Source organism: Qipengyuania sp. ABI-127-1 (assembly GCA_022953095.1).
In the GTDB taxonomy this organism is placed as follows: Bacteria; Pseudomonadota; Alphaproteobacteria; order Sphingomonadales; family Sphingomonadaceae; genus Qipengyuania.
The window spans coordinates 1752381-1778909 of record JALJCR010000001.1; the positions used below are offsets into that span (position 1 = coordinate 1752381).

29 protein-coding genes are annotated in these 26529 nt (G+C 60.8%); 20 read left to right on the top strand and 9 right to left on the bottom strand.

Annotation, left to right across the window (positions count from 1 at the left end; translation table 11 throughout):
* Positions 1-34 precede the first annotated feature (34 nt).
* The gene (locus MUY37_RS08625) at positions 35-280 is read left to right on the top strand and encodes a hypothetical protein (protein WP_499194932.1); all 246 of its coding nucleotides are present in this window, start codon (positions 35-37) and stop codon (positions 278-280) included.
* A gap of 75 nt (positions 281-355) precedes the next feature.
* On the opposite strand, the gene eno is transcribed toward MUY37_RS08625, so the two are convergent.
* On the bottom strand, positions 356-1645 hold the full coding sequence (gene eno, locus MUY37_RS08630) for a phosphopyruvate hydratase (protein WP_499194933.1): 1290 nt from the start codon (positions 1643-1645) through the stop codon (positions 356-358).
* A gap of 162 nt (positions 1646-1807) precedes the next feature.
* Between eno and MUY37_RS08635 the strand changes: the two genes are divergently transcribed.
* The 6 genes from MUY37_RS08635 (at position 1808) to MUY37_RS08660 (ending at position 4642) form a co-directional block, all read left to right on the top strand.
* On the top strand, positions 1808-2458 hold the full coding sequence (locus MUY37_RS08635; protein ID WP_499194934.1) for a hypothetical protein: 651 nt from the start codon (positions 1808-1810) through the stop codon (positions 2456-2458).
* 22 nt (positions 2459-2480) lie between these two features.
* The gene (locus MUY37_RS08640) at positions 2481-2915 is read left to right on the top strand and encodes a phage holin family protein (RefSeq protein WP_499194935.1); all 435 of its coding nucleotides are present in this window, start codon (positions 2481-2483) and stop codon (positions 2913-2915) included.
* Positions 2912-3229 (top strand): hypothetical protein, encoded by a 318-nt coding sequence (locus MUY37_RS08645; RefSeq protein ID WP_499194936.1) that lies wholly within the window; start codon positions 2912-2914, stop codon positions 3227-3229. Before MUY37_RS08640 ends, MUY37_RS08645 begins: the two co-directional genes overlap by 4 nt.
* A gap of 48 nt (positions 3230-3277) precedes the next feature.
* Positions 3278-3808, top strand: a complete 531-nt coding sequence (locus tag MUY37_RS08650) for a hypothetical protein (protein WP_499194937.1) — start codon at positions 3278-3280, stop codon at positions 3806-3808.
* 106 nt (positions 3809-3914) lie between these two features.
* A complete protein-coding gene (locus MUY37_RS08655; RefSeq protein ID WP_499194938.1) occupies positions 3915-4145 on the top strand; it encodes a DUF4170 domain-containing protein in 231 nt (76 codons plus the stop codon).
* 8 nt (positions 4146-4153) lie between these two features.
* Complete coding sequence (locus MUY37_RS08660) at positions 4154-4642, top strand: GNAT family N-acetyltransferase (protein ID WP_499194939.1); 489 nt, start codon at positions 4154-4156, stop codon at positions 4640-4642.
* On the opposite strand, the gene greA is transcribed toward MUY37_RS08660, so the two are convergent.
* From greA to carA, 4 genes are all read right to left on the bottom strand, one after another.
* Entirely contained in the window at positions 4635-5102 is a 468-nt protein-coding gene (gene greA / locus MUY37_RS08665) for a transcription elongation factor GreA (protein WP_499194940.1), read from the bottom strand. The two genes, MUY37_RS08660 and greA, sit on opposite strands and share 8 nt — an antisense overlap.
* 114 nt (positions 5103-5216) lie before the next feature.
* Positions 5217-8540: a carbamoyl-phosphate synthase large subunit gene (carB, locus tag MUY37_RS08670; RefSeq protein ID WP_499194941.1), complete on the bottom strand. Its 3324-nt coding sequence runs from the start codon at positions 8538-8540 to the stop codon at positions 5217-5219.
* Entirely contained in the window at positions 8524-9288 is a 765-nt protein-coding gene (locus MUY37_RS08675; RefSeq protein WP_499194942.1) for a hypothetical protein, read from the bottom strand. Before MUY37_RS08675 ends, carB begins: the two co-directional genes overlap by 17 nt.
* On the bottom strand, positions 9285-10463 hold the full coding sequence (gene carA, locus MUY37_RS08680) for a glutamine-hydrolyzing carbamoyl-phosphate synthase small subunit (RefSeq protein ID WP_499194943.1): 1179 nt from the start codon (positions 10461-10463) through the stop codon (positions 9285-9287). The genes MUY37_RS08675 and carA overlap by 4 nt, the downstream gene beginning before the upstream one ends.
* A 152-nt stretch (positions 10464-10615) precedes the next feature.
* Here carA and MUY37_RS08685 point away from each other — a divergent pair, with 152 nt between their 5' ends.
* The 6 genes from MUY37_RS08685 (at position 10616) to rpoD (ending at position 16862) form a co-directional block, all read left to right on the top strand.
* Positions 10616-11068, top strand: a complete 453-nt coding sequence (locus MUY37_RS08685; RefSeq protein WP_499194944.1) for a GatB/YqeY domain-containing protein — start codon at positions 10616-10618, stop codon at positions 11066-11068.
* Positions 11065-11823 carry a hypothetical protein gene (locus MUY37_RS08690; RefSeq protein WP_499194945.1) on the top strand — a complete coding sequence of 253 codons (759 nt, stop codon included), beginning with the start codon at positions 11065-11067 and terminating at the stop codon, positions 11821-11823. The genes MUY37_RS08685 and MUY37_RS08690 overlap by 4 nt, the downstream gene beginning before the upstream one ends.
* A gap of 4 nt (positions 11824-11827) precedes the next feature.
* Positions 11828-12520: a hypothetical protein gene (locus tag MUY37_RS08695; RefSeq protein ID WP_499194946.1), complete on the top strand. Its 693-nt coding sequence runs from the start codon at positions 11828-11830 to the stop codon at positions 12518-12520.
* 89 nt (positions 12521-12609) lie between these two features.
* Positions 12610-12948: a GIY-YIG nuclease family protein gene (locus MUY37_RS08700; RefSeq protein ID WP_499194947.1), complete on the top strand. Its 339-nt coding sequence runs from the start codon at positions 12610-12612 to the stop codon at positions 12946-12948.
* 3 nt (positions 12949-12951) lie between these two features.
* Entirely contained in the window at positions 12952-14805 is a 1854-nt protein-coding gene (gene dnaG / locus MUY37_RS08705; RefSeq protein ID WP_499194948.1) for a DNA primase, read from the top strand.
* Positions 14806-14858: 53 nt separating this feature from the next.
* Positions 14859-16862: an RNA polymerase sigma factor RpoD gene (gene rpoD, locus MUY37_RS08710; RefSeq protein WP_499194949.1), complete on the top strand. Its 2004-nt coding sequence runs from the start codon at positions 14859-14861 to the stop codon at positions 16860-16862.
* A 27-nt stretch (positions 16863-16889) separates the two neighbouring features.
* On the opposite strand, the gene MUY37_RS08715 is transcribed toward rpoD, so the two are convergent.
* Positions 16890-18125 carry a sensor domain-containing phosphodiesterase gene (locus MUY37_RS08715; RefSeq protein ID WP_499194950.1) on the bottom strand — a complete coding sequence of 412 codons (1236 nt, stop codon included), beginning with the start codon at positions 18123-18125 and terminating at the stop codon, positions 16890-16892.
* 117 nt (positions 18126-18242) lie between these two features.
* Here MUY37_RS08715 and rpiB point away from each other — a divergent pair, with 117 nt between their 5' ends.
* The 5 genes from rpiB to MUY37_RS08740 are packed head-to-tail and all read left to right on the top strand — an operon-like array spanning position 18243 to position 21417.
* The gene (gene rpiB / locus MUY37_RS08720; protein WP_499194951.1) at positions 18243-18680 is read left to right on the top strand and encodes a ribose 5-phosphate isomerase B; all 438 of its coding nucleotides are present in this window, start codon (positions 18243-18245) and stop codon (positions 18678-18680) included.
* Positions 18681-18717: 37 nt separating this feature from the next.
* Positions 18718-19995, top strand: coding sequence for a serine hydroxymethyltransferase (gene glyA / locus MUY37_RS08725; protein ID WP_499195138.1), 1278 nt, complete (start codon positions 18718-18720; stop codon positions 19993-19995).
* Between the two features lie 11 nt (positions 19996-20006).
* Positions 20007-20231, top strand: a complete 225-nt coding sequence (locus MUY37_RS08730; RefSeq protein ID WP_499194952.1) for a hypothetical protein — start codon at positions 20007-20009, stop codon at positions 20229-20231.
* Positions 20232-20702, top strand: a complete 471-nt coding sequence (gene nrdR / locus MUY37_RS08735; protein WP_499194953.1) for a transcriptional regulator NrdR — start codon at positions 20232-20234, stop codon at positions 20700-20702.
* Complete coding sequence (locus MUY37_RS08740) at positions 20689-21417, top strand: RNA methyltransferase (RefSeq protein ID WP_499194954.1); 729 nt, start codon at positions 20689-20691, stop codon at positions 21415-21417. Before nrdR ends, MUY37_RS08740 begins: the two co-directional genes overlap by 14 nt.
* Here MUY37_RS08740 and MUY37_RS08745 read toward each other — a convergent pair.
* Entirely contained in the window at positions 21407-21718 is a 312-nt protein-coding gene (locus MUY37_RS08745) for a chorismate mutase (RefSeq protein WP_499194955.1), read from the bottom strand. The two genes, MUY37_RS08740 and MUY37_RS08745, sit on opposite strands and share 11 nt — an antisense overlap.
* Positions 21719-21924: 206 nt before the next feature.
* Here MUY37_RS08745 and rpsD point away from each other — a divergent pair, with 206 nt between their 5' ends.
* Entirely contained in the window at positions 21925-22539 is a 615-nt protein-coding gene (gene rpsD, locus MUY37_RS08750) for a 30S ribosomal protein S4 (protein ID WP_499194956.1), read from the top strand.
* A gap of 112 nt (positions 22540-22651) precedes the next feature.
* A complete protein-coding gene (locus tag MUY37_RS08755; protein ID WP_499194957.1) occupies positions 22652-23284 on the top strand; it encodes an NAD(P)H-dependent oxidoreductase in 633 nt (210 codons plus the stop codon).
* Positions 23285-23504: 220 nt separating this feature from the next.
* Here the strand turns inward: MUY37_RS08755 and MUY37_RS08760 are convergent, their stop codons facing one another.
* Together MUY37_RS08760 and MUY37_RS08765 are read right to left on the bottom strand one after the other, a co-directional pair.
* Complete coding sequence (locus tag MUY37_RS08760) at positions 23505-25508, bottom strand: alpha/beta hydrolase family protein (protein WP_499194958.1); 2004 nt, start codon at positions 25506-25508, stop codon at positions 23505-23507.
* Between the two features lie 246 nt (positions 25509-25754).
* A complete protein-coding gene (locus MUY37_RS08765; RefSeq protein WP_499194959.1) occupies positions 25755-26516 on the bottom strand; it encodes a M50 family metallopeptidase in 762 nt (253 codons plus the stop codon).
* Between the last annotated feature and the right edge of the window lie 13 nt (positions 26517-26529).

Consider the following 26529-nt stretch of genomic DNA (forward strand, 5'->3'; position numbering starts at 1 on the left):
CGCGCGTCATGCCCATCATGCAGGGGACATTACCATGAACGGCCCTTTCGAATGGGTCGCATCGATCGGGGCGGTTATTGCCGCCTCGATGATCGCCTTCGATCTGGGGCGCCGCGCAACCGCCTGGGGTTTTGTTCTGTTCTGCGTCGTCTCGGCGCTGTGGATCTATATTGGCCTGACCGAAGACGCGATGCCGCTGGCAGCAATGAACGGCGTGCTGCTGCTGATCAACGCCTGGGGCGTATGGCAATATTGGTTCCACCCGAAGAACCGAAGCTGATCGTCGGTAAAGGCGGACGTTTCAGACCGTTGAGCCAAGTTGGCCGAAGTCCCCGTCTACACGGGGACCTCCGCTTCAAGCTCCGATACGTCCGAAACAATGGCGACCGGCATAATGTGCGCTGTCGCCCAGCTCTTCCTCGATACGGATGAGCTGGTTGTACTTGGCGAGTCGATCCGAGCGCGCCAGGCTACCGGTTTTGATCTGACCGCAATTGGTGGCGACTGCCAGATCGGCGATCGTCGCATCTTCGGTTTCCCCCGACCGATGCGACATCACGGCGGTATAGCCTGCGCGATTGGCGATGCTGACCGCGTCGAGCGTTTCCGACAGGGTGCCGATCTGGTTGACCTTTACCAGCAGCGAATTGGCAAGACCCTGGTCGATCCCTTCGCGCAGGCGCTGAGGGTTGGTCACGAACAAGTCGTCGCCGACCAGTTGGACGGTGTTTCCGATCCGGTCGGTCAGCGCCTTCCAGCCTTCGAAATCGTCTTCGGCCATGCCATCCTCGATCGAACGGATCGGATAGTCGCGGCAAAGCCTGTCCAGATATTCGGCCATTTCGTCACCACTGAGCGAAAGGTTTTCGCCGGAGATCTCGTATTTGCCGTCCTTGAAGAACTCGGTCGATGCGCAGTCGAGCGCAAGCGCGATGTCCTCGCCCGGCTTGAAACCGGCCTGCTCGATCGAGGCCATGATGAAATCAAGCGCGTCGCGCGTACTGGCGAGGTCGGGGGCAAAGCCGCCTTCATCACCGACCGAAGTCGCCAGACCCTTGTCGTGCAGCTTCTTCTTGAGCGTGTGAAACACCTCCGCACCCCAGCGCACTGCTTCGGCGAGACTGTCCGCGCCGACCGGCATGACCATGAATTCCTGAATATCGATCGGATTGTCGGCATGCTCGCCGCCATTGATGATGTTCATCATCGGAACAGGAAGCACATGGGCCGAAACGCCCCCGATATAGCTGTAGAGCGGGAGGCCGCGCGCATTGGCCGCCGCCTTGGCCACTGCCATGCTGGTCCCGAGAATGGCATTGGCGCCGATCCGGCCCTTATTGGGCGTTCCGTCGAGTGCGATCATCGAAAGATCGATGTCGCGCTGATCTTCGGCATCGAAAGCGCCCACCAGCATGTCGCGGATCTCGGAGTTGACCGCTTCGACAGCCTTGATCACACCCTTGCCCAGATAGCGACCCTTGTCCCCGTCGCGCAGTTCCACTGCCTCGTGCGCGCCGGTGGATGCGCCGCTGGGAACCGCCGCGCGACCGAAGCTTCCATCGTCGAGTAGCACATCGACCTCGACCGTGGGATTGCCCCTTGAATCAAGGATTTCGCGGGCGTGGATGTCTATGATCGCGGTCATGGGTGCTGGTGCTCCGGGGTAAAGGTGTTGTAATCGTCTAAAACACCCCCAGATGGGGAGTTGGCAGCGCTCTATTCGCCGGAACATTGGCGCGCAAGTTGCGTTGCAACATCGAAGGCCATTTCGCCGAACGAATATGAATTGAGGGCAAGGACGACTATCATGGCAGAAACCACCGCAGGCAACGCGCCCAAGAAGCGCAAAACTCCTGCCAGCAAGAAACCCGCAGCCTCGAAATCCACAAGCGCCGAGGCGCCGCGCAAGACCGTGGCGAAGAAGGGCGCAGCGAAGGAGATGACCCCCGTGACCGATACAGCACCCCAAACCCCGCCCACCGACAACCGCGCCGAAGCGAAATCCCGCTTCAACGCGGCTCTTGAAGAAGCAAAGGCCGGTGCTGCCGCGCTCAAGGCAGAAGGCCGCGACCGCGCCACCGCCTACCGCGATCAAGCCAAGCATAAGGGCGACGATCTGGCGGCCGAAGCCAAAGCCTATGGCGAAGAAGCGAAGGTGAAGGGCCGTGAACTTGCGACCGAAGGCAAGCTCAAGGCCGGTGAAGGCCTCCGCTCGCTCAGCAGACTGGTCGACGAGAACGCCCATCAGGTCGACGAGAAGCTTGGCGCGAAATATGGCGATTATGCACGCAGCGCCTCCAAATCCCTGGACGGATACGCCGCCAAACTCGACGAGAAGAGCGTCGACGATCTCGTGGAGGACGGTCGCGAATTCGTCCGCAAGAGCCCCGGCAAGGCACTCGGGATCGCAGCCATTGTCGGCTTCATGCTTTCGCGTCTATTCCGCGGCTCGCGTTGAGCGAGCGATGACGGGGGTTTGAATGCGAGACGATAACGACGAGCGGGTCGATGAGTATTCCGGCCCGCTCGATTTGCCCGACGAGCACGAGTCCCCCGATGAGGAGGATGAAGGCGGTCGGCAGTTTTCCTTGACCGACGATGTTCTCGCGCTGATCGAGGATGGGAAGACCTATGCCGAAGCGGAGCTGCGTTTCCAGAAAAGCCGCGCGGGCTATATCGGGAACCGGTTCAAGGGTGCCCTCGCCTTCGGGCTTGGCGCTTTCGGCGTTTTTCACCTCGCACTGATTGCGGCCACGGTTGGGCTCGTCATCGCGCTCGCGCCCATCGTCGGACCTTGGGGCGCGACCGCCATCGTAACGCTCGCGCTGATTGCGGGCGGGGTATTGCTCTTGCGACTGCTGAAGGGGCGCCTCGACGATATCCGGGACGCATTCGAAGAGAAGGAAGCCGAATGAGCGATCGGCGGATCCGAATGCTGGAAGACAAGTATATGCGCGATTCCGCTCGCGCATTGGTCGAAGCCGATATCGAGCATCTCAAATGCGACTTCGCCCATAAAGGGTTGGGAGAACGCGCTATCGAGCGCGTGAAAGAAGGTGCCACCGATCTCTACGAAGAAGCGGCCGATATGGCCGAGGACAACAAAGGTGCTCTGGCAGCTCTGATTGCGGCGATATTCGTCTGGTTCGCACGCAATCCAATCATGGAACTGTTCGGACGGGACCCCGATGAAGGGGATGACGCCGCTACCGAAAATCCGGAACATTAGCGCCCTTCCAACCATTATTCCGACGAACACGCATTGCGGAGAAATATCATGGCAGACACGGCCAAAGACAATGTCACCCCTATCAGCGCCGACAGCAAATTGAGCGATGAGCAGAAGCGCGAACAATTGCGCGCTCGCATCGAGTCCGGGGAAAAGCGCAACGAGGAGCGCAGCCTGGCCGATCAGGCGAAAGACGTTGCCGACAGCGCGATCGAATTCACCAAGAAACACCCATTCGCTGTCGTCGGCGGCGTACTCGTCGCCGGGCTTGCGATTGGCGCCATGACACGCCCGGGCCGCAGACTCGGTCGACGCGGGAGTATTTGGGCCGGTCTCGCCGCAGATGCCGCCCTCGCCTACGGCGCGCGAATGATCGATGGCGTCGTCGATGGCGCTCAATATGCAGGCGACCGGGTGGAAGATCTCGGAGACAGCGCGGCGACCGCCGCTCGTGGTCTGCGCCGCGATACGGCCTATAAGCTCGATGTCGCCGGTGATGCCCTGCGCAGCTCGAGCCGCAAAGCAAGCCGCAAGGGCAGCCGTGCCTATCGCGCGTTGCGGACCCGCATCGCTCACTGAAAATCATAATTCGGTAGCATGCCGTAGCGGCGCGACGGGGTTGCCTGTCGCGCCGCTTTCGCTATGGCGCGCAACGATTCATTCCTCCCTAGAGAAAGATAATCCGATGGAAGAAACCGAGAGCAAGCAGACGCTCTATCTGGTCATGGGCGGCCGTGTCGCAGACCCGCGCAGCGTCACCTTCGCCGATCCTGAGAGCCTTCACGTCGCCGGCGTGTTCAGCAGCTACGATGCTGCCGTCGATGCCTGGCGCTCGAATGCCCAGCGCACGGTCGACGATGCCGAAATGAAATATGTCATTGTCCACCTGCACAAGCTGCTCGACCCCGGCGCCTGAACTGGCCCATGGCCTATTCCATAAGGCCATATCGGGACGATGACGCCGAGGCGTTGGCCGAGGTGATCGCCGCGGCGATTGCCGCCATTGGCCCGCACGCTTACTCACCCGAGCAGGTCGCTGCCTGGAGCGCGCGACATCCCGGTGCCGGACGGTACCGGGAGCGTGTGGCGGAAGGTCATGTGATCTTCGTAGCCACAGGCGCGGACGACCGCCCGGTCGCTTATGTCTTGATCGAGCCCGACGGTCATCTCGACCATCTCTACAACCACCCCGACCACACGCGGCGCGGTCTGGCGACGCAATTGCTCGCGCGCGCGGAAATCTATGCACAGGCACACGGCGTAGAGCGGCTCTATACCGAGGCGAGCGATCTCGCCCGCCCCGCTTTCGAGCGAGCAGGTTATGTCGTGACGAAAAAACGCGAATTCACCATCGCCCACGAGGGTCGGGATGTCCCGATCCACAACTGGGCGATGGAAAAGCGGCTCAGATGAACTCGATCTTGTCGATCAGGTAGAACTTGTCTCCGGACGGAACGGTCACTTCCACCTCTTCTTCGAGCTGTTTGCCGATCAACGCCCGTCCGAGGGGCGAATTGTAACTGATGCGTCCCTTCGCGGCATCGGCTTCGGTCTGCCCGACAATCTGGTATCTCACCGGTTTGTCGTCTTCGTCGAGCAGAGTGACCGTAGCGCCGAAGATCACCTTGTCGCCCGACAGCGTCGTCGGGTCGATGATCTGGGCGCGGCTGATCTTGTCTTCCAGCTCGCCGATCATCGCCTCCACCTGGCCCTGACGTTCCTTGGCGGCGTGGTATTCGGCGTTTTCAGACAGATCGCCATGCGCGCGCGCTTCCTCGATCGCATCGACGATCTTCGGGCGTTCGGCACGCAAGGTTTTCAGGTCCGCCGTGAGCTTTTCATAGCCCTCGGCCAGCATCGGCACTTTTTCCATCGGACCCCTTTTGTCCTTCCTGTTCGGCGCCTTCCGGGACAATTCGGACCCGGCCCGCCGGATTGCGGAAGCCGATCGATACGAATGTCGGGAGGGATAAGCGCGTGTTCTTCGTTAGCTATAATAGTCTTGCAACGAACGCACTTCAAGCTGATCGGGTGAAACCTCGGCCACGGCCTGCGCAACCGCGAGCGAGGCCGCCGCCGTGGTGTAATAAGGCAGCTTCTTTTCAAGCGCCGCCTCGCGGATGGATTTGCTGTCGAGCAGCGACTGCCAGCCCTCAGTCGTGTTGAAGATCAACTGCACCTCACCATCGATAATCGCATCGACGATATGCGGGCGGCCTTCAGCAACCTTGTTGACCGGCTCGACCGCCAGACCCTGCTCGGCAAGATAGGTCTGCGTGCCCCCGGTGGCGATGACCCGGAAGCCCTTGTCGAGCAGTGTCCGAACTGCGGGCACGATCAGCGGCTTGTCGGTATCCTTGACCGAAACGAACAGCGTCCCCGATTGCGGCGGTTTCATCCCCGCGCCAAGCTGCGACTTCAGGAAGGCCGGCGCAAAGCTGCGGTCGATGCCCATGACTTCGCCGGTCGATTTCATCTCGGGCGACAGGATCGGATCGGCCCCCGGGAAGCGCGCAAAGGGGAAGACCGCCTCTTTCACCGCCATGTGATCGGGAGTGAGATCGAAGGGCTCGAAAGTGTGCAGTTCCTCACCCGCCATGACGCGCGCGGCGACCTTGGCGATGGGCCGACCGATGGCCTTGGCGACAAAGGGCACCGTGCGGCTGGCGCGCGGGTTCACCTCGATCAGATACACTTCGCCTTCCTTCACCGCGAACTGCACGTTCATCAGGCCGCGGACCTCCAGCGCCTTGGCCAATTCGGTCGCCTGACGGGACATTTCCTCGATGATGTCGGCGGGAAGGCTGTAAGGCGGCAGGGTGCAGGCGCTGTCGCCCGAATGGACCCCGGCTTCCTCGATATGCTGCATCACACCCGCGATGCGCACCTCGTTGCCATCGGCGACCACATCGACATCGCATTCGATCGCATCGCGCAGATACTGGTCGACCAGCACCGGGCTGTCGCCCGAGACGTTGACCGCCGTGTTGATGTAATCATCGAGCTGGGCTTCACTGTCGACGATTTCCATCGCCCGCCCGCCAAGCACGTAGCTCGGACGCAGCAGCACCGGATAGCCGATCCGCGCGGCCACGGCGGCGGCCTCGTCGCGGCTCTTGGCGATACCGTTCATCGGCTGCATCAGCTTGAGCTGGTTGACCAGCTTGGCGAAGCGTTCGCGGTCTTCGGCCAAATCGATCGCATCGGGGCTGGTGCCGAGGATCGGGATGCCTTCGCGTTCCAGCGCGGCGGCGAGCTTGAGCGGGGTCTGCCCGCCGAACTGGACGATGACGCCGACGACTTCACCCCTCGACATTTCGACGCGCATGATTTCGAGCACGTCTTCTTCGGTCAGCGGCTCGAAATAGAGGCGGTCGGACGTATCGTAATCGGTCGAGACAGTTTCCGGGTTGCAGTTGACCATGATCGTCTCGAACCCGGCCTCGGCCAGCGCGAAACAGGCGTGGACGCAGCAATAGTCGAACTCGATCCCCTGCCCGATGCGGTTCGGGCCGCCGCCGAGGATGACGATCTTCTTGCGGTCGGAGGGCATCGCCTCGTCTTCGGGCTCGCCGAAGCTGGGCGCTTCGTAGGTCGAGTACATATAGGGCGTGATCGCCTCGAACTCGGCGGCGCAGCTGTCGATGCGCTTGTAGACCGGATAGACGCCGAGCTTGCGGCGCAGATCGCGCACCTCCTGCTCGCTGGTCGCGCCCGCCATGGCACGCAATGCGTCGTGCAGCAGGCCCGAACGCTTGGCCTGGGTCTCGCCCAGACCGCCCGCGACACCCACCGAACGCACCGCCAGCGTGGCAAGGCGCTTGTCGGAAAAGCCCATCGCCTTGAGGCGGCGCATTTCGGCGGCATCGCGCGGCAGGCCGTTGTGGCCGATCATCTTTTCTTCATAGATGATCGCTTCGATCTGGCGCAGAAACCACGGGTCGAAACCGGTGATCTTGGCCACTTCCTCGACCGTGAAATCCTCGCGGAAGGCCTGGGCGATCTTGAGGATGCGGTCGGGCGTGCGCTTGCTGAGCGAGGCAGTGATGACCTCGCGGCTGACGCCTTCGAATTCGGTGATGCGGTTGAACCCGTCGAGCCCGGTTTCGAGGCCGCGCAACGCCTTCTGCATCGATTCGGCGAAGCAGCGGCCGATCGCCATGACCTCGCCAACCGATTTCATCGCGGTCGACAGCTCGTTCTTCGATCCCTTGAACTTCTCGAAGGCGAAGCGCGGGATCTTGGTGACGACGTAATCGATGGTCGGTTCGAACGATGCAGGAGTTGCGCCGGTGATCTCGTTCTGGATCTCGTCGAGCGTGTAGCCCACGGCAAGCTTCGCCGCGACGCGCGCGATGGGGAAGCCGGTGGCCTTGGATGCGAGCGCCGAGGACCGCGAAACGCGCGGGTTCATCTCGATCACGATCAGGCGGCCATCCTTCGGATTGACTGCGAACTGTACGTTCGAACCGCCTGTTTCCACACCGATTTCGCGCAGCACATTAATGCTGGCGGTGCGCATGATCTGGTATTCCTTGTCGGTCAGCGTCAGCGCCGGCGCGACGGTGATGGAATCGCCCGTATGCACGCCCATCGGATCGACGTTTTCGATCGAGCAGATGATGATGCAATTGTCCTTGCGGTCGCGCACCACCTCCATCTCATATTCCTTCCAGCCAAGGAGCGATTCCTCGATCAGGACTTCGGTGGTGGGCGATGCATCGAGACCCTCGCGCACGATCTTGTCGAACTCTGCCTTGTTGTAGGCGATGCCGCCGCCCGTCCCGCCCAGCGTGAAGCTGGGACGGATGATGGCGGGAAGGCCGGTGCGTTCGAGAACGGCGAAGGCCTCGTCCACCGTGTTCGCCACGCCGCTGCGCGCGCTTTCGAGGCCGATTTTGTCCATCGCCTCACGGAAGCGCTGGCGGTTCTCGGCCTTGTCGATGGCGTCGGCATCCGCGCCGATCATCTTCACGCCGAACTTCTCCAGCGTGCCGTCGTTGAACAGCGAGAGCGCACAATTCAGCGCCGTCTGCCCGCCCATCGTCGGCAGCACCGCGTCGGGGCGTTCCTTCTCGATGATCTTGGCGACGATCTCGGGCGTGATCGGCTCCACATAGGTCGCGTCGGCCATTTCCGGATCGGTCATGATCGTGGCGGGGTTGGAGTTGACCAGGATGACCCGGTAGCCCTCCTCCTTCAGCGCCTTGATCGCCTGCGTGCCGGAATAATCGAACTCGCACGCCTGGCCGATGATGATCGGCCCGGCGCCAATGACGAGGATCGAGGAGATGTCAGTGCGTTTGGGCATTATCTTTTCTCTTGGAATTGGAGCGAACCGCCATCTCAACCCCGCTTTTGGGTATTACAAAATACCTTCCATCACTATCGAATGGAGGGCCCTCGCAGGAAGTAAGAATGGAAGCGGTACCCACCCAAACAACATACTCGATACTATCGCACCGGTTTGATGCCTCGCTTGGCAGGGTAGGAGAATTGCTTCGTGAAATCGTAATTTCGGCCGAGCGGAATGCTGACGAGAACGAGAAAAATGACAACGCTAAAAAGATGGCTAGAAACGAGAAAAACACCCTTACCGTCTTGTCGCCTCGATAAAGCCTGAGCGTCGGACTAATGGACAAAGAGACCAAGAAAATTCCAGAAGTAGTAAGCAATGGTCGCTGAAGCTCAGACGCACCGACGAGGGCCATGATATCGTAGAAAGGACTCGATTTAAGCGTCGTGATGAGAAACAGGCCGCCCAAAGTAAACAACAATGCGGCGTGCAGGCGCTTCGAAATCCAACCGAATGCGAATCTTCCAAGCGAGTAGCCTAGCAGCACCGCGAGTAGCGGTAGGCCAAGCACTCCGAAGGCCTCGAGCGCACCAATAATAACATCCGATGGACTAGCGACAATTGAGTAGCTAAGCCCCCAATTGGCAAATAGGATTACGTTCGAAGCAAACGAAAAGCCAGTGGCCAAAACCGAAAAAACGGCAACATACTTAATCGATTTCTCGAGCAGGTTCGTGGCGGGACTCTCTTGCTCCACACTCACCCCAACATCCCCACGAATTTCTCGAACAGGTAGAAGCTGTCCTGCGGGCCGGGGCTTGCCTCGGGATGGTATTGCACGCCGAAGGCCTTCTTGCCCTTGATCGAAATGCCGCAATTGGTGCCGTCGAACAGCGATACGTGGGTCTGCTCCACATCATCGGGCAAGGTATCGGCGTCGACCGCGAAGCCGTGGTTCATGCTGGTGATCTCGACGAGGCCCTCGCTGTCGCCCCAATCGCTCCCGACGCGCTGGACGGGGTGGTTGGCGCCGCGGTGGCCCTGGAACATCTTGGCGGTCTTCGCACCCGCCGCAAGGCCGAGCATCTGGTGGCCGAGGCAAATGCCGAACAGCGGCACGTCCGCGTCCAGCAGCGCCTTGATCACTGGAACGGCGTATTCGCCCGTCGCCGCCGGATCGCCCGGACCGTTCGAGAGGAACACGCCATCGGGCTTCAGTGCCATGATCTCGTCGAAAGAGGTCCGCGCAGGCACCACGGTCACCTTCGCCCCAGCCTTCACGAGGTTGCGGAAGATATTGTCCTTCGCGCCGTAATCGATCGCGACGACATGCGGCTTCTCCGCACTGCCGTTGGTATAGCCGAAGCCGAGTTGCCAGTGGCCGCCGGTCCAGTCTTCTTGGGCCTCGCGCGTCACGCCGGGGACGAGGTCGAGCCCTTCGAGCCCGCTCCATTCGGCGGCCTGCTTTTTCAGCGCCTTGAGGTCGAATTCACCCCGCGGACTGTACGCGATCACCGCATTGGGTGCGCCCGAAATACGGATGCGGCGGGTCAGCGCGCGCGTATCGACGCCCGACAGGCCGATCTTGCCGTGATCCTTCATCCATTCGACGAATTCGTTCTGCGCGCGGAAGTTCGACTGCGGGGTCACTTCCTGCCGCGTGACGCAGCCGACTGCGCCGAGGCCGCGGCTTTCGTGGTCTTCCTCGTTCGCGCCGACATTGCCGATATGCGGGAAGGTGAAGGTGACGATCTGACTTTCATAGGAGGGATCGGTCATTACCTCCTGATAGCCGGTCATCGCGGTGTTGAAGCAGACTTCGCCCACAGCGGACCCGGTGGCGCCGAAGCCCTTGCCCCAAATGACCGTGCCGTCGCCCAGAACGAGGACTCCCGTGGCATCTTTAGGTTGCGCGTGCGAAGATGCGGACAGGGCCATGGGCGCTCCGGGATAAAAAGGTTTCCAGCGATGTGTGCTAAGACCCAGCCGCTAGGGACCTGCACGAGTCCCGTCAAGCGGAACCCTTGGCTTATGGGCACACTGGTCTAAATGAGCCGGTGAAATCAGACACCAACCACCCGGGAAACCCAATGCTGCGCGAAAAAATCCAGGCCGAAACCGTCACCGCCATGAAGGCCAAGGACAAGGAACGCACCGCCGCGCTGCGCCTGATCGGCGCCAAGATCAAGGACCGCGACATCGAACTGCGCACGGCGGAGACCAAGCCCGAGGACGACGCATTGGTCACCGACGTGCTGCTCAAGATGGCGAAGCAGCGCCGCGAATCGATCGAGATGTACGAGGACGGCGGCAGGCAGGAACTGGCCGATAAGGAAAAGGCCGAACTGGCCGTGATCGAAGAATTCCTGCCCAAACAGATGAGCGAGGAGGAGACCCGCGCCGCGATCGCCGCGATCAAGGCCGACCTCGACGCCGAGGGCATGAAGGACATGGGCCGCGTGATGGGGGAACTTAAGAGCCGTCACGGCGCTACTCTGGACATGAGCAAGGCCAGCGGGCTGGTAAAGGAAGCGCTTTCATGAACAGGATTTCGGTCGCCCTCCCCCTCGCCCCGGCGCTCGCTCTGATGCTGGCCGCCTGCGGTTCCGATGCGGACGATCCACCGACCGATCTTGAAACCGCCGAAAGCGACGGCGCTGCTGAAGCGCTGGCGCGCAATATCGAGGCGGTAGATTTTCTCGATCTTGCACTGGGTGCGAAGATCGTCGGCCCACAGGGGCCGGAAGTGGAAGCCGCGCTGTCCAATCCGGAAGGTAATTTCGCCGATATGCGTAGTTATGTCGCCTGCCCGGCGGGCATGGCCGAATGCGACCCGGCGACCGCGCCCGAGGGCACGGTCTACACCTATGTCCACGTGGTCTATCCGGGCGAGGACAACCAGCCCGACAGTGGTAGCGGCGAAGGCGCGGATTCCTCCGATGTCGAGCGCGCCACGGCTTTTCGCATGACGCGCCCGGCCATCGGCTTCACAGGCGCGGTCGGCTACTCCAAGGACGAGGCGATGGCCGCGATCGGCGCCAAGGCCGATGTCGTGATTACCTGCGACGATGGCGCATTGGTCTGGACCGTCAGCGCAGGCGATGGCGGCGACCAGTGGGAACAGGCCGAACCGCTTACCTTCTGGTGGCAATCGACGGTGCCGCCTGCCGGTCCGGTCGAGGCTTATGCGATCGAGGCCAACTATACGATGGCCATGGGAAATGGGCCTTACCCCGGCGAGGCACCCGATGCGGTCAATGCCTGCGATCGCGACACCGTTCCCGGTCGCGAAGGATGACCCGATGATGCGCTTCGTGTCCCTTGCCGTATCCGGAATTGCCTTTGCCCTGGCCTCGTGCGGCTCTCCCGAGCCGGAGCCCGCGCCTACCCCGACCCCGACCGTCGCTGCACCGCGCACCCTCGTCGGCGCAGATCTCGATCTGTCGACGCTCGGCGCGAAGATCGCCGGGCCGCAAGGATCGGAGGTCGAAACTGTCCTCAGCGCACGCAACCGCCAGGTCGGTACGCTGGTAAGCTACGTCGCTTGCCCCGCCGGTGTGGAGGACTGCAAGCCAGGCGAGATGCCCGAAGGGACAGTCTACACTTATGTTCACACGGTGACGCTGGCAGAAGAAAGCGACACCAGAGACGCTGACGACGGCCCCGAAGTCGTGGAAGCCCCACCCACCTTGTTTCGCACGATACGCAAGGCAGCGGGCTTCAACCAGTCGATCGGGTATTCCACCGCCGAGGCCGAGGCCGTGCTGGGCGATCCCGATGCGATCTCGATCAGCAACGATAATGGCAGCCTGATCTGGCGCGTGGTTCGCGGATCGGGATGGAAGCCCGGCGGCACGGTGACCTTCTGGTGGCAATCGACCTTGCCCCCGCAAGGACCGGCAGAAGCCTATCTGTTCGAAGTCGACGGCAATCAGGTCGCGGCGACAGGCCCCTTCCCGCCTGAGGATAAGCCTGTGGAGGGCTCGCGCAACTAATTGCACGGACCACTCGACTTCGCTCGAGGCGAACGGCACACTGGTGGAATCCCAAAACATCCGTTCGTGTCGAGCGCAGTCGAGACACGTTGCCCTGGACAACCGCGATGCCCTTCTGGTGCTACATTCTGAAATGCGCTGACGGGAAGTATTACACCGGCCCTACCGACGATCTTGATCGCCGAATTGCCGAGCACCATCAGGGTGGATATTACAGCTTCACGACTCGGCGCCGCCCCGAGAAACTGGTCTGGGCCGACGAATTCCCAACGCGTGACGAAGCGCTCGAAAGCGAATTGCGCGTGAAGAAATGGTCTCGCGCGAAGAAGGAAGCGCTGGCGTCAGGGGATTGGGATCGATTGTCCCATTTCGCCAAACCACCGCGCGAGCGTGTCTCGACTGCGCTCGACATGAACGGATATGGGTAAGCGGTGCTAAGTCCCCAATGGCTCGACGAATTGCGCATGCGGACCACGCTTTCCGCCGTGATCGGTCGCACCCTGCGGCTGACCAAGGCAGGGCGCGAGTTCAAGGCCTGCTGTCCGTTCCATAACGAGAAGACACCCAGCTTCTATGTCAATGACGAGAAGGGCTTCTACCACTGCTTCGGCTGCGAGGCGCATGGCGATGCGATCCGCTGGCTGACCGACCAGCGCGGCATGCCCTTTATGGATGCAGTGAAGGAATTGGCCGCGGAGGCCGGGATGGAAGTCCCCGCCCCCGACCCTCAAGCCGCCAAGCGAGCGGAAAAACGCGCCAGCCTGCACGATGTGACCGCCGCCGCGCAGGAGTGGTTCGAGAGCAATTTGCGGGAGGCGGATGGCATTCAGGCACGCAGCTATCTCGGGCGGCGCGGATTTTCCGATGCGACCATCCGCGAATTCGGCTTCGGTTATGCGCCCGAAGACCGGCAGGCGCTGAAGCGCGCGCTGAGCAAGTTCGAGGAGCCCATGCTGATCGAAGCGGGCATGCGGATCACGGTCGAGGACAAGGAACCCTATGACCGCTTTCGCGGGCGCCTGATGCTGCCGATCCACGACACGCGCGGGCGCGTGATCGCCTTCGGCGGGCGCATTCTCGACAGCGATGCCAATCCCAAGGCGCCGAAATACCTCAACAGCCCCGACACGCCGCTCTTCGACAAAGGCCGCACGCTCTACAATCTCCACCGCGCCGCGCCCGCAGCGCGGCAAAGCGGGCGGATGATCGTGGTCGAAGGCTATATGGACGCGATCGCGCTGGCCAATGCGGGTATCCGGGAGGCGGTTGCTCCGCTCGGCACGGCGCTGACCGAAAACCAGATCGAGCTGCTGTGGCGGCAGGTCGAACGACCGATTCTGTGTTTCGATGGCGACAATGCCGGCCAGCGCGCTGCCATGCGGGCGATATCGCGCGCGCTGCCGATGCTGCGGCCCGGCCATTCGCTGGCGATCGTGCGCCTTCCGGCCGGGCTCGACCCGGACGATCTGATCCGCGAGAAAGGCGTCGGCGCGCTCGAGGAACTGCTCGCGCATCCCGCGAGTCTGCTCGACACGCTGTGGGATTTCGAAAAGGCGGCGGCGCCGCTCGATTCCCCGGAGGAGAAAGCGGGCCTCAAAGCGCGGCTTCTCGGCCATGTCGACAGCATTCAGCACCCCGATATCGGTCCGCTCTACAAACGCGAACTGCTCGAGCGCTTCTCGGCCTTCGCCTTCCCGCCCCGCCCACAGCGCGAATTCCGGTCTCGCGGAGACTGGAAGAAGGGGCAATTCAAACAACCCGCGCCAATGCTGTCGCCCGAAGCGCGCGATAGCCTGACCCGCGCGATGCAGGGCGGTGCGCGCGATGCGCTGACCCGCGCGGTGATTGCGGGACTGGTCAAATATCCCGACCAGATCCTGCGCCACGAAGAAGCGCTCTCAGAACTGGCCAGGCGTGACCAAAATGTCGGTCCGGCGCTCGATTCACTGCTCGAAGCCGCAGAGACGCTTGATTTGTCCGCGCAATCGACCATATCGCTCGAACGAGGCCTTCCCGCCCCACCGGCAAAAGCTCATTTCGCCTTCCTCGATGAAGGCACCGACCCGGTTGATGCGCGCGAGGATCTGGCCGAGGCCGTATCGTTGCTGGTCGAAAGACCGGCGCTGGAGGCTGCGCTTGGCGCGGCCACAGTGCGTTTCGAACGCGATCCGGAAGGCTCCATCGCTGAACAGGCCCGATTGCGCGAGCGGTTGCTGGCACTAAATGAGCGGTTGAAGCGTTTTGGTCGCAGGAAAGCCGCAGCGGACGGCGAATCGGATACTTGACCTTGGCGGGATCGCGGCCCGCCCAAAGCGAATAGACTGGATTTGAAATCTCTATGGCCACCAAGTCGAAGACCAAGGACGATGGCGACGCTCCCCTGATCGATCTCAACGAGGCGTCGGTCAAGAAGCTCATCACCAAGGCTAAGAAAAAAGGTTACGTCACATATGACGAGCTCAACGACGCCCTGCCTCAAGGCGAGATGAGTTCCGACCAGATCGAGGATATCCAGTCCGCCCTCTCCGACATGGGCGTGCAGATCGTCGAAAACGACGAGGAAGCCGAAGCGGCTGCGGAAGAAGCAGCCGAGGTCGAAGAAATCGCGACCGACGCCAAGAAGGACAGCAAGGCAGCGGCAAAGCCGGCCGCCAAAAAGACCGCCACGGGCGAGCGTACCGACGATCCGGTGCGTATGTATCTGCGCGAAATGGGCGCGGTCGAGCTGCTCAGCCGCGAGGGCGAGATCGCGATTGCCAAGCGCATCGAGGCCGGCCGCGACATGATGATCATGGGCCTGTGCCAGAGCCCGATTACCTTCCACGCCATCATCCAGTGGTCCGAAGCCCTCAACGCCGAGGAGATGCAGCTACGCGAAATCCTCGATCTTGATGCCATGTTGTCGAAGGAACCTCCGCCCGAGAAAATGGCCGAGGAAGAGGAAGACGATGACGGCGAAATTTCGGAAGAAACCGCCGGCCCTTCGATCCGCGACGATGAAGACGACGACGACAGCGAAGACGAGGACGGCGAAGAGGGTTCGTCCAAGAGCGACGACGACGAGGACGAGGACAACACCATGTCGCTCGCCCAGATGGAAGCCGCGCTCAAGCCCGACGCGATTGAACGTTTCGCCCGTATCACCGACCTGTTCGGCAAATTCGAGAAGCTCCAGAAAGAGCGCGTCGATGTCATGGCGAAGGGCGACGCTTTCCCACCCGCCAAGGAAAAGAAATACGAAGCGCTGTCCGAACAGCTTACCGCGGAAGTGGAAAGCGTCCAGTTCCATGCGACGAAGATCGAATTCCTGGTCGACAACCTCTATGCGTTCAATCGTCGGCTGACCGCTCTGGGCGGCCAGATGCTGCGCCTGGCCGAACGTCACAAGGTCAAGCGGATCGATTTCCTCGATGCCTATATCGGCAACGAACTCGACGATAGCTGGCTCAAGGCGCGCGCGAAGAAAGACAAGAAATGGGCCGCCTTCGCCGAGAAGGAAGCAGATGCGGTCGAGCGCATCCGCGCCGAAATTTCCGATATCGCTGCGCAGACCGGCATGGCACTGGAGGAATTCCGGCGGATCGTCAACAAGGTCCAGAAGGGCGAGCGCGAGGCGCGGATCGCCAAGAAAGAAATGGTGGAGGCGAACCTGCGCCTGGTGATCTCGATCGCCAAGAAATACACCAATCGCGGTCTGCAGTTCCTCGACCTCATTCAGGAAGGCAATATCGGCCTGATGAAGGCGGTCGACAAGTTCGAATACCGCCGCGGTTACAAGTTCAGCACCTATGCGACATGGTGGATTCGCCAGGCGATCACCCGCTCGATCGCCGACCAGGCACGCACGATCCGCATTCCGGTCCACATGATCGAGACGATCAACAAGCTGGTGCGCTGCTCGCGCCAGTTTCTGCACGATCAGGGCCGCGAACCGACGCCCGAAGAGATGGCGGAGAAGCTCTCCATGCCGCTCGAAAAGGTGCGCAAGGTGATGAAAATCGCTAAGGAACCGATCAGCCTAGAGACGCCGATCGGCGACGAGGAGGATTCGCACCTCGGCGATTTCATCGAAGACAAGAACGCTATCATCCCGGTCGACGCGGCAATCCAGGCCAACCTCAAGGAAACGGTCACCCGTGTCCTTGCCAGCCTGACCCCGCGCGAGGAACGCGTTCTACGCATGCGCTTCGGCATCGGCATGAATACCGATCACACGCTGGAAGAAGTCGGCCAGCAGTTCTCGGTGACGCGCGAACGTATCCGTCAGATCGAAGCCAAGGCGCTGCGCAAGCTCAAGCACCCGAGCCGCAGCCGCAAGATGCGTTCGTTCCTGGATCAGTAGTGCCGGGCGGGGCCGTTTGCGGTCCCGTCAAGCATGGTCCCGTAAATGACGTGATGCGGCGTCGACCGACATGGGTGCGGCGAAATGGTAGCCTTGGCCGTAATCGATTCCTATACGGGTCAGCATATCCAGCTCGTTCTGGCATTCGATGCCTTCGGCAATAACCTTGCTACCGATTGCTCCGGCGAAGCTCACGATCGCCTTTGCCAAGGCCTGACGCGCCAGGTCTTGATGAATGTTCCGGGTCAGGCTCATATCGAGCTTCACCAGGTCGGGCGCCAGATCGACTAGGTAGCGCAGCCCTGCATAACCAGCACCGACGTCGTCCACGGCTATGCGCGCATATTTTGCAATCTCTCTGAGTGAGTCGCGCAGCCGTATGAAATCACTGACCTTTTCGTGCTCGGTCAATTCGAGCACTATGTTGCGACCGCGATGCTTTTCGATGAGGGGCACGATTTCGCCCGAAAGCACGGTTTCCGGCGAAGCGTTGATGGAAACATACGCGCCTGGAGGAACATGTTCCACCGTCTCGAGGGCCAGCTCGATCGCCGCCAGCTCAAGCTCGACGCCACGTCCAACCGCGACGGCTTCTGCAAACCATTTGTCGGGACCGCGAGATTGCGCGTCTTCGAAACGTGATAGACATTCGACGCCTACCGCACGCTGCGTCCGCACATCATGAATCGGCTGTTGTACAATGTTGATCGCACGCCGTCCGATAGTATCCGAAATCCTCCGATCGAGCCGCATTGATTGCTCGTCTTCGGCAATCGAACTCTCGATATGCTCGGCTGCGAGCCTTCCGAACGCGCGAAGGACATTCATGTCGCGCTCGGTTACGGTCCTATCGGCTTGGCGGCTGACGCAGCAGAAGCTTCCGAAGACGGCTCCATCGGAAAACCGCAGTGGGACATTCAGATGGCACCCCACGGGCAGCATGTTGGTAACCGGCAAGGTCTTGGCAAGCTCGTAGTCGGCGGCGTCCTGAATGAGCTCGGGCAGGCGTCCTTCTAGGATATGCCAGCAGAAACTGTCTTCGCGCGGCTCGCGAAAGCCCGCTCCCATCGGCAGGTCAAGATCGGTATCGACGTGCATTAACTCACGCTGATCCCCATCGACGTAGCGTCCGACGAAGGCGATTTCGGCTCCGAGATGTTCACGGGTTGTATGCAATATCCGCTGGATCGATTCACTCTCGACCGCTTCGAACCGCAGGGGCCGCGCTTCCGCAGGCAAGGCAAGCTTGAGATCAATCGACATGGAATCACTCTTAAGCGCGATTGGTTAACGGATATTTCACGATCACCACGGCTTTTTACCGCTGCCAAAATCCGATTTGCACTGGAAGCTAGGCGTTCGAAACCCTATGCCGCCCCCATGCGTATCGCCATTGCCTCCGACCATGCCGCCATCGACCTCAAGACCGAGCTGCGCGACTGGTTGATCGAGCAGGGTCATGAGGTCGCCGACCTCGGCCCCGAGACCTCCGACAGCGTCGACTATCCCGACTTCGGCTACAAGCTGGCGAGCGTCGTTGCAGACGGCACAGCCGAGCGCGGCGTCGCCTTGTGTGGCTCGGGCATCGGCATTTCGATGAGCGTAAATCGCAACCCTGCCGTGCGCTGTGCGCTGGTCTCGGAACCCCTGTCCGCATCCCTTGCGCGCGAACACAATGATGCGAATTGCATCGCCATGGGTGCGCGCCTGACCGGCAGCGACATGGCCAAGGCCTGCCTTACAGCCTTCCTTGAAACCGAATTCGCCGGCGGCCGTCACCAGCGCCGCGTCGACAAGCTTTCCAATCCGGAGATCTGAATTGGCTACCCAGCCCGCAAACACCGACCGCGACCCGATGGACCGTTTCTGGCACGACACGCTCGCCGAGGCCGATCCCGAGATTCATGCCGCGATCCGCAAGGAACTTGCCCGCCAACAGGACAAGATCGAGCTGATCGCGAGCGAGAACATCGCGTCGAGTGCTGTGCTCGAAGCCACGGGCTCGGTATTCACCAACAAATATGCGGAAGGTTATCCGGGCAAGCGCTATTATGGCGGTTGCGATTACGCCGACGTGGTCGAAACGCTGGCCATCGATCGCGCGAAGCAATTGTTCGGCTGCAACTTCGCCAACGTACAGCCCAACTCTGGCAGCCAGATGAACCAAGCAGTCTTCCTCGCGCTGCTGCAACCGGGCGATACCTTCATGGGACTCGATCTCAATTCGGGGGGCCACCTGACCCACGGATCGCCGGTCAATATGAGCGGCAAATGGTTCAATCCGGTGAGCTATGGCGTGCGCAAGGATGACGAGCTGATCGACATGGACGAAGTCATGGCGATCGCGAAGGCCAACAAGCCCAAGCTCATCATTGCCGGCGGTACAGCCTATTCGCGCGTGTGGGACTGGGAAGCCTTCCGCAAAGTGGCAGACGAGGTCGGCGCCTATCTGATGGTCGACATGAGCCACATTTCGGGCCTCGTCGCCGGCGGAGCGCATCCCAATCCTTTCCCCCATGCGCATATCGTTACTACCACGACCCACAAGAGCCTGCGCGGTCCGCGGTCGGGCGTGATCCTGTGGGACGACGAAGAGCTGACCAAGCCGATCAATATGGCGGTATTTCCCGGCATGCAGGGCGGCCCGCTGATGCACGTGGTCGCTGCCAAGGCGGTCGCATTCGGTGAAGCGCTGCGTCCGGACTTCAAGGACTATGCGCACCGCGTCGTCGAAAACGCGCGTGCGTTGGCCGAAGGCATCGAAGCGAACGGACTGCGCGTTGTCTCGGGCGGGACGGACAATCATTCGATGCTGGTCGATCTCACCGCCAAGGATGTCACGGGCAAAGCGGCCGAAGCCGGTCTCGATCGCGCCTGGCTGACCTGCAACAAGAACGGTATTCCCTACGACACCCGCAGCCCCTTCGTAACCAGCGGCATCCGCCTCGGTACGCCTGCGGGTACGACGCGCGGTTTCGGCCCCGAGGAATTCCGTCGGATTGGCGCGCTGATCTGCGAAGTGGTAGACGGGTTATCGCGCAATGGCCCCGAAGGTGACGGACAGGTCGAAGAGCGGGTGCGCGGCAAGGTCGCCGAGCTCTGCACCGCCTTCCCCGTCTATCCGGGCCGCTGAGGAGACGAGCGATGGACGATAAAGAACCGCAGCATCAGGATCACGATCTGGTTTCCGACGCAGGTGCGGAAATCAAGGACATGGCAAAAGAAGGGCTCAGCCACCCTTCGACCAAACCGGTGCTGACCGGCGCCGCCATCGGCGCCCTGGCCGGCGGGATACTCCCCGTGGTGACATGGCCGCTTGGTCTTGTCGCGGGCGCTGGCTTCATGCTCTACAAACGCCTGCGACCGTAAATGCGTTGCCCTTTTTGCGCCCACGACGACAGCCAGGTAAAGGACAGTCGTCCGACCGAGGATTCGACGTCGATCCGCCGCCGCCGTCAATGCTCGAGCTGCGGCGCCCGGTTCACGACTTTCGAACGCGTGCAACTGCGCGAAGTGACCGTGGTCAAGAGCGGCAACAGGCGGGAATCCTTCGATCGAAGCAAGCTGGAACAGTCGATCGCGCTCGCTTGCCGAAAGCGCGACGTGCCCCAGGAGAGAATCGACCAGCTTGTCAGCGGCATTCAAAGACAAGTGGAAACCGCCGGAGAGGCTGAAATCCCCTCTCAGCGCATCGGTGAAATGGTGATGGACGGGCTGCGGGGTCTCGACAGCGTGGCCTATATCCGCTTCGCCAGCGTCTATCGGGACTTCAGCGAGGCTCGCGATTTCGAGGAATTCGCCAGCACGGTGCAGGAAGCGGCTGCCCATGAGCACGGCTGAGACCGACAAACCGATCATCGTTCTCGTCAGGCCGCAACTCGGCGAGAACATCGGCAAGGCCGCTCGCGCCATGCTCAATTTCGGCCTTGTCGAAATGCGCCTCGTCGAACCCCGCGACGGGTGGCCCAATCCCTCGGCGGGTCCGGCGGCCGCGGGCGCGGATGTCGTTCTGAATCAGGCCTGCGTATATGCCACCACTGCCGAGGCCGTTGCCGATTGCGCGCATGTCTACGCAACCACGGTTCGCAAACGCGGGGTCACCAAGCCCGTCGTCACTCCGGAAGAGGCAAGCCGGGAGATTGCCGAAGCACAGGGCCGCAGCGCAATCCTTTTCGGCCCGGAACGGTCGGGGCTGGAAACCGAAGACGTCGCCCTTGCCCGCGCCATCCTGACCGTTCCGATCAATCCGGAATTCGGATCGCTCAATCTGGCGCAGGCGGTGATTCTATGTGCTTACGAGTGGTCCAAGCACGAGGAACTCGTGCAGCCGCCGCAGGAAGACCTCCTCCCGCCGGCACCGCAGGAGGAGCTCGACGGCCTGATCGGGCATGTCGAACGACTGTTGGAGCCAAAGGGCTATTTTCTGCCCGAAGCCCGCGCGGAAGCAACCCACCGGACCCTGCGGGGTGTCCTCACCAAGCCGGGCTGGAACCATCTGGAGGTGCGAACCCTGCGCGGCGTATTGTCCAGTTTGGAACGCGAACCTAAGTCCTGATCCGGTCCCATTCGACCAATTCGTAGGCGATCGAGGTTTCGACGAGATCGTCCCAAATTCGCGCAAGCTCTTCTGCTGGCAGCCCGCGGCGGTCGGCATCCGCCCGTGCGTTTTCGATCACCTCGGCCTTGCGGGCTTCGTCACGCACCACGTTGCGATCCGGCTTGATCCGGGCGGCGGCGCGCATATAGCCGAACCGACGGTCGAGCAATTCCATCAACTCACGGTCTGTCTGGTCCACCCCGATCCGTACTTCCGCCATGTTCGTGCAGGTCTCGGGCAGTTTGAAATTGTCATTCATGGCCCAGCGCCCTGCCCCGCTTGATCGTACTTGTCGAGCGCCTATCTTACCGCTTGACGCGCTGCACAATATTGCTAGGAGCGCGCCTTCGCGAATTGGCTCCGCACCCCGGTGAAGCGGTAGCCGCGCTGGAACACCTTCCAGCGGTGCGATGCCGGGTTGGATGGCCACCATCGGGGTGGCTCAGCAAATTGAAGGAAAGACCTATGTCGAAGCGCAAAAGCGCCAAGTACAAACTCGACCGCCGGATGGGTGAAAACATCTGGGGTCGCCCGAATTCTCCGGTCAACAAGCGTTCCTACGGTCCCGGCCAGCACGGTCAGCGCCGCAAGAGCAAGATGAGCGACTTCGGCCTGCAACTGCGCGCCAAGCAGAAGCTCAAGGGTTATTACGGCGACGTGACCGAGAAGCAGTTCAAGCGCACCTACAAGGAAGCGTCGGCCATGAAGGGCGATACCGGTCAGAACCTGATCGGTCTGCTCGAACAGCGCCTCGACATGGTCGTGTATCGCGCCAAGTTCGCACCGACCATTTTCTCCGCCCGCCAGATCGTGAGCCACGGCCACATCTATCTCAACGGCGTGAAGACCAACATCGCCTCGGCCCGCGTCAAGGTCGGCGACGTCGTCAGCCTCGGCAAGAAGGCTCAGGAAATGGCGCTGGTTATCGAAGCACAGAGCCTGCCGGAGCGCGAAATTCCCGACTATGTCGCGCCCGACGGTAACGACAAGGTGACCTTCACCCGCGTGCCGAAGCTCGATGAAGTGCCCTACCCGGTCACGATGGAACCGAACCTCGTGGTCGAGTTCTACTCGCGCTAAACCGCGAAATCTGCGGCACGAAAAAGGCGGTCCCTTGCGGGGCCGCCTTTTTCTTTTGTCCGAAGCAAATCGGTGCAAGAAGCAGTCAATCACTGCCCGGGAGTGTCCGACGATGAAGATTCTGCTGCTCGACGGACATCCCGACCGCGACCGGTTTTCGTCCCATTTGCTCGATCTCTATCGGCAAGCCTTGCCCCCTGACGTCGACGTGGAGGTGGTCGCCATCCGCGACATCACATTCACGCCCATCCTGCGCTACGGTTACGCCCGTAGAACCGAATGGGAACCAGGGTTGCGAGCGCTCGCGGCCAAACTCGATGCCTGCGATCACCTCGTTGTTGCCTTTCCCATGTGGTGGGGAAGCGAACCGGCAGAACTCAAAGGGTTGCTCGATCGCCTATTCCTGCCCGGCTTCGCTTTCGCCTATCGCGAAGGCAGTTCCTTGTGGGACAAGCTGATGGTCGGCCGCTCGGCCGATGTCATCGCGACGATGGACACGCCGCCTCTGTTCCTGCGTCTGATGTATGGGAACGCCCTGGTGAAGCGCTGGAAACGACAGGTGCTCGGATTTTGTGGCTTCAAACCCGTTCGCGTATTGGCATGCGGGCCGATCAAGAACGGAGCTTGGGAAAAAGGGCTTTCGAAATGGCGCGGAAAGATCGAACGCATGGCGCGCTCGATCTCGCAGGCAAGTCCGCAAGAGAAACGCGCAAGGCTTCCGGATTTCCTTGAGCAACAACGTTAGTGCGTCGAAGTTGGCGCTGATCGCCCTCGAAACGCGGTCTCACATTCCCGGTTATCCCGCGCTTCCGCCCGATACGTTGTCGAAGTCCGCAAACACTGCGTGCGGCGTGGCAAGAATCTGCCCATCAAAGATTGCCCCATGCGAGCCTGCAAGCGCCACAATAGGGAGAGGGGGGGGTCATGCAAGACCACCCTCTCCTGCTACGGCTAATCCAATTCGCCTAACCACCCAACGCCTTGGTCAGAAATGCGTCGATCTCCAGCAGCATATCCGTCCTTACTTTACTGTCGGACAGGTTGTGCTGGAGGTCCTCGTATTCACTGTAGCTGACCTGTTTTCCGGCTTTGCGGAGTTCGCGCGCCATGGCACGAGAGTGCCGCACATCGACATTGAGATCGAGTGTTCCATGAAACAGCGCGACCGGTGATGAGAATTTTTCCGCGTGTCGTAGCGGGCTGCCTGCATCGATATGCGGGCCTTCACCGATGAAGCGGCTCACAACGCGGGCATTGGTATATCCCCGCGCATCCTCGCGGATAAACTTGAGATCGGTAACCGGTGCGATTGCAACAACCGCCTTGAACAGTTCGGGATCGAGCACTTGGGATTGCAGCGCGGCATACCCTCCGTAAGACCAACCCGCGATGGCGAGCCTTTCCGGATCGGCAATGCCCTGGCTGACAAGCCAGCGACCGGCATCGTTGACATCGCCGATCGCGACATCCCAGGCCTTGAAGCCATTCCGGCCATACCACGCTTCACCATAACCAGAAGATCCGCGATAATTCGGCTGTAGAACAGCATACCCCCGCGCGACGAAGAACTGCACGATCCAGTCAAACCCCCACTCATCGCGAGCGGAGGGCCCCCCGTGTGGCAGGACAATTGCGGGTAGTCCCACCGCTTCTTTCCCGGGCGGCAGTGTGAGGTAGCCAGGGATACGGGTCCCATCCGAAGCCGGATAGGTAATCGAAGTCATCGCTCCCATCGTCCGATCGACCAGGTAATTGCGAATCGCGAGAAGCGGCTCGAGGCTCTTTGTTTCCTTGTCGAAAAGATACGAGGTTCCAGGCTGGGTATCGCTGGAAGCGACAATCAACAGCCGGTTTTCATCCGCGCTCGCACCGACGATGTTGATGAGCGGCGTGTCCGGCAAGGCTTGCGAGAGACTGCTGGCCAGGGCCTTCAGCTCCTTGTCGAAATATTCGACCTCACGCTTTTCCGTGGCGTAACTGGCCCCGACTACCCTGCGCTGGCGACCAATCCTGATCAGCCTGTCCACGTCTACGTCATCCCGTGCGAGAAGCACCCTTCCTTTGGCCGATCCGTCAAGCGTCACTTCGGCCAATGCATCGAAGCCATCACGAGTTACGAACCCAAACGCGACGTCCCTATCGCTATCAACTGCAACAGCTGTGAAACCGTTGACAGTTTCTCCATCAATATTGATGTCTTCTAGACGTTTCCAAGCATCGCTATCCTTCGTGCGGTACAAATAAGTCTGACGCCCCTTGAGTATCCCCCCACCATCGACAAGGGAACGGACTTTTATTCGAACTCTCCCAGTTTGATCTGCGATGTAGCGGGTCGCCTCTGCATCGGGCCGCTCCAGCGGGCGGCGGCTACCGTCGACGACATCGATCAAGTCTACACCCAACCCCTCCTTTTCATTGGCGGTCCGCGTTCCGGTCGAAAACTCTTTCACATATTCACGCGTCATCAGGATATGGCCATCCTCGCCGGCCACATCCAATGCGACGATGTCGCCGCCATCCTGCCTGATACCTAAAGCGCTCGAACTACGCCGCTCGGTCAACAATTTGGATTCCGACCCGTCATCATTAACCGCGAACATGCGGTCATACGGTAACAACAGTCCCCGATCATTCTGTGTCATCACCCAGACTTTACAGACAAGCCGGGATTCCGTCGCCCACTCGCACCGAGTCATATCGGCCTTGATCTCGGTGTTCCCGGCAATCGTCTTGACCGATGCATCGCCGGAAAGATCGATCACATTCAACACTTCCGAATGCTGCGGACCCGGTGCAATGAACGCGATTTTGTTACCCGATGGCGAAAGACTGATGTCGAGAACCGACGCACGAACCCCGTAGCGTGCGGCTGTTTCTTCGCGGGTTTCTGCTTGGGCAGGCAGGGCAATCGCCGTTCCTCCAAGCGCAAGGAGACTGGCGGCCACGACCGCCTTCGACAGTATCTGCATAATCTTCGACCCTCACATCCTGAATTTTGAGAATAAACAGGGGCTGGCAGATCTGACAATCTAATATTTAAAGAAATTTCATCAGTCCTGATGGGCCGCGCTAAAGCGAAATTCGGGGATAAAACGAACCTCGTAGAATCGCATAGTTCGATTACGGAGAACTTCCATAACTTAGGAAGAAGGTCGCGCTCCTTCGATCGATCCCATGTCCAACAGTTCGAGAACTGCCGAGGCCCTGGCCATCTATCAATAGCGGCCGGCAATCTGTAGCGACTTCCACACCATCGCGACAATCGCGATAGTGATCGCGCCGCCCCAGAACCAGTACGGGAGGAAGAGCGCTTCGGCGATACGGCCTGTATCCGACAACAAGAACTGACCGCCCACTACACCTCCCGGGCTAAACAGGTAGCCAAGGTCTTGATAGACGCTAACCGCGCCTTGCACGCCGGTAAACTCTACCGAAATACGCTGCCATCGCTCGTTTCCGCGCAGCGCGATACAAACCGCAGCGACAGCGAAGAGCGGCAAAACGATCCACCCGGCAATCGATCGCACCCAAATCACCGTGCTGATCGCCAGCGCCAAGCCCAGCACCAGCAAGCCCCATCTGGTTGCACGGCGGGACCGCGCGGCGATAATCATCAGGCAACCTGCGATTGTCGGTCCCAGCAGCCCGATTGCCGCCACGATCGCTTGGCCAACATCCCCCAACGTACCCGAATACTCAGCGAAACCCGAACCGTTCGCGTAAATCACGAGCCGCTCAAAATCCGCACCGAGAGCCGCAGCCGTAAGGCCATGCGCCATTTCGTGAAACCACGTCGCGAGCAAAGTGAACGGCATCAATGCCAGCGTTCCGATTTCGGTCTGCCAGGCGATCATCGTCAGCACCGCGAAGGCGACGATATAGCTCTGTTCACGCTGTATGGCCGGTTTCACGTCATCCTCCGCGAAAGGCAGGCCCCATTTGGCTGGAACGATGAGTGGCCGGGGTTTCTCTTCCATCCAGCGAGAGTAT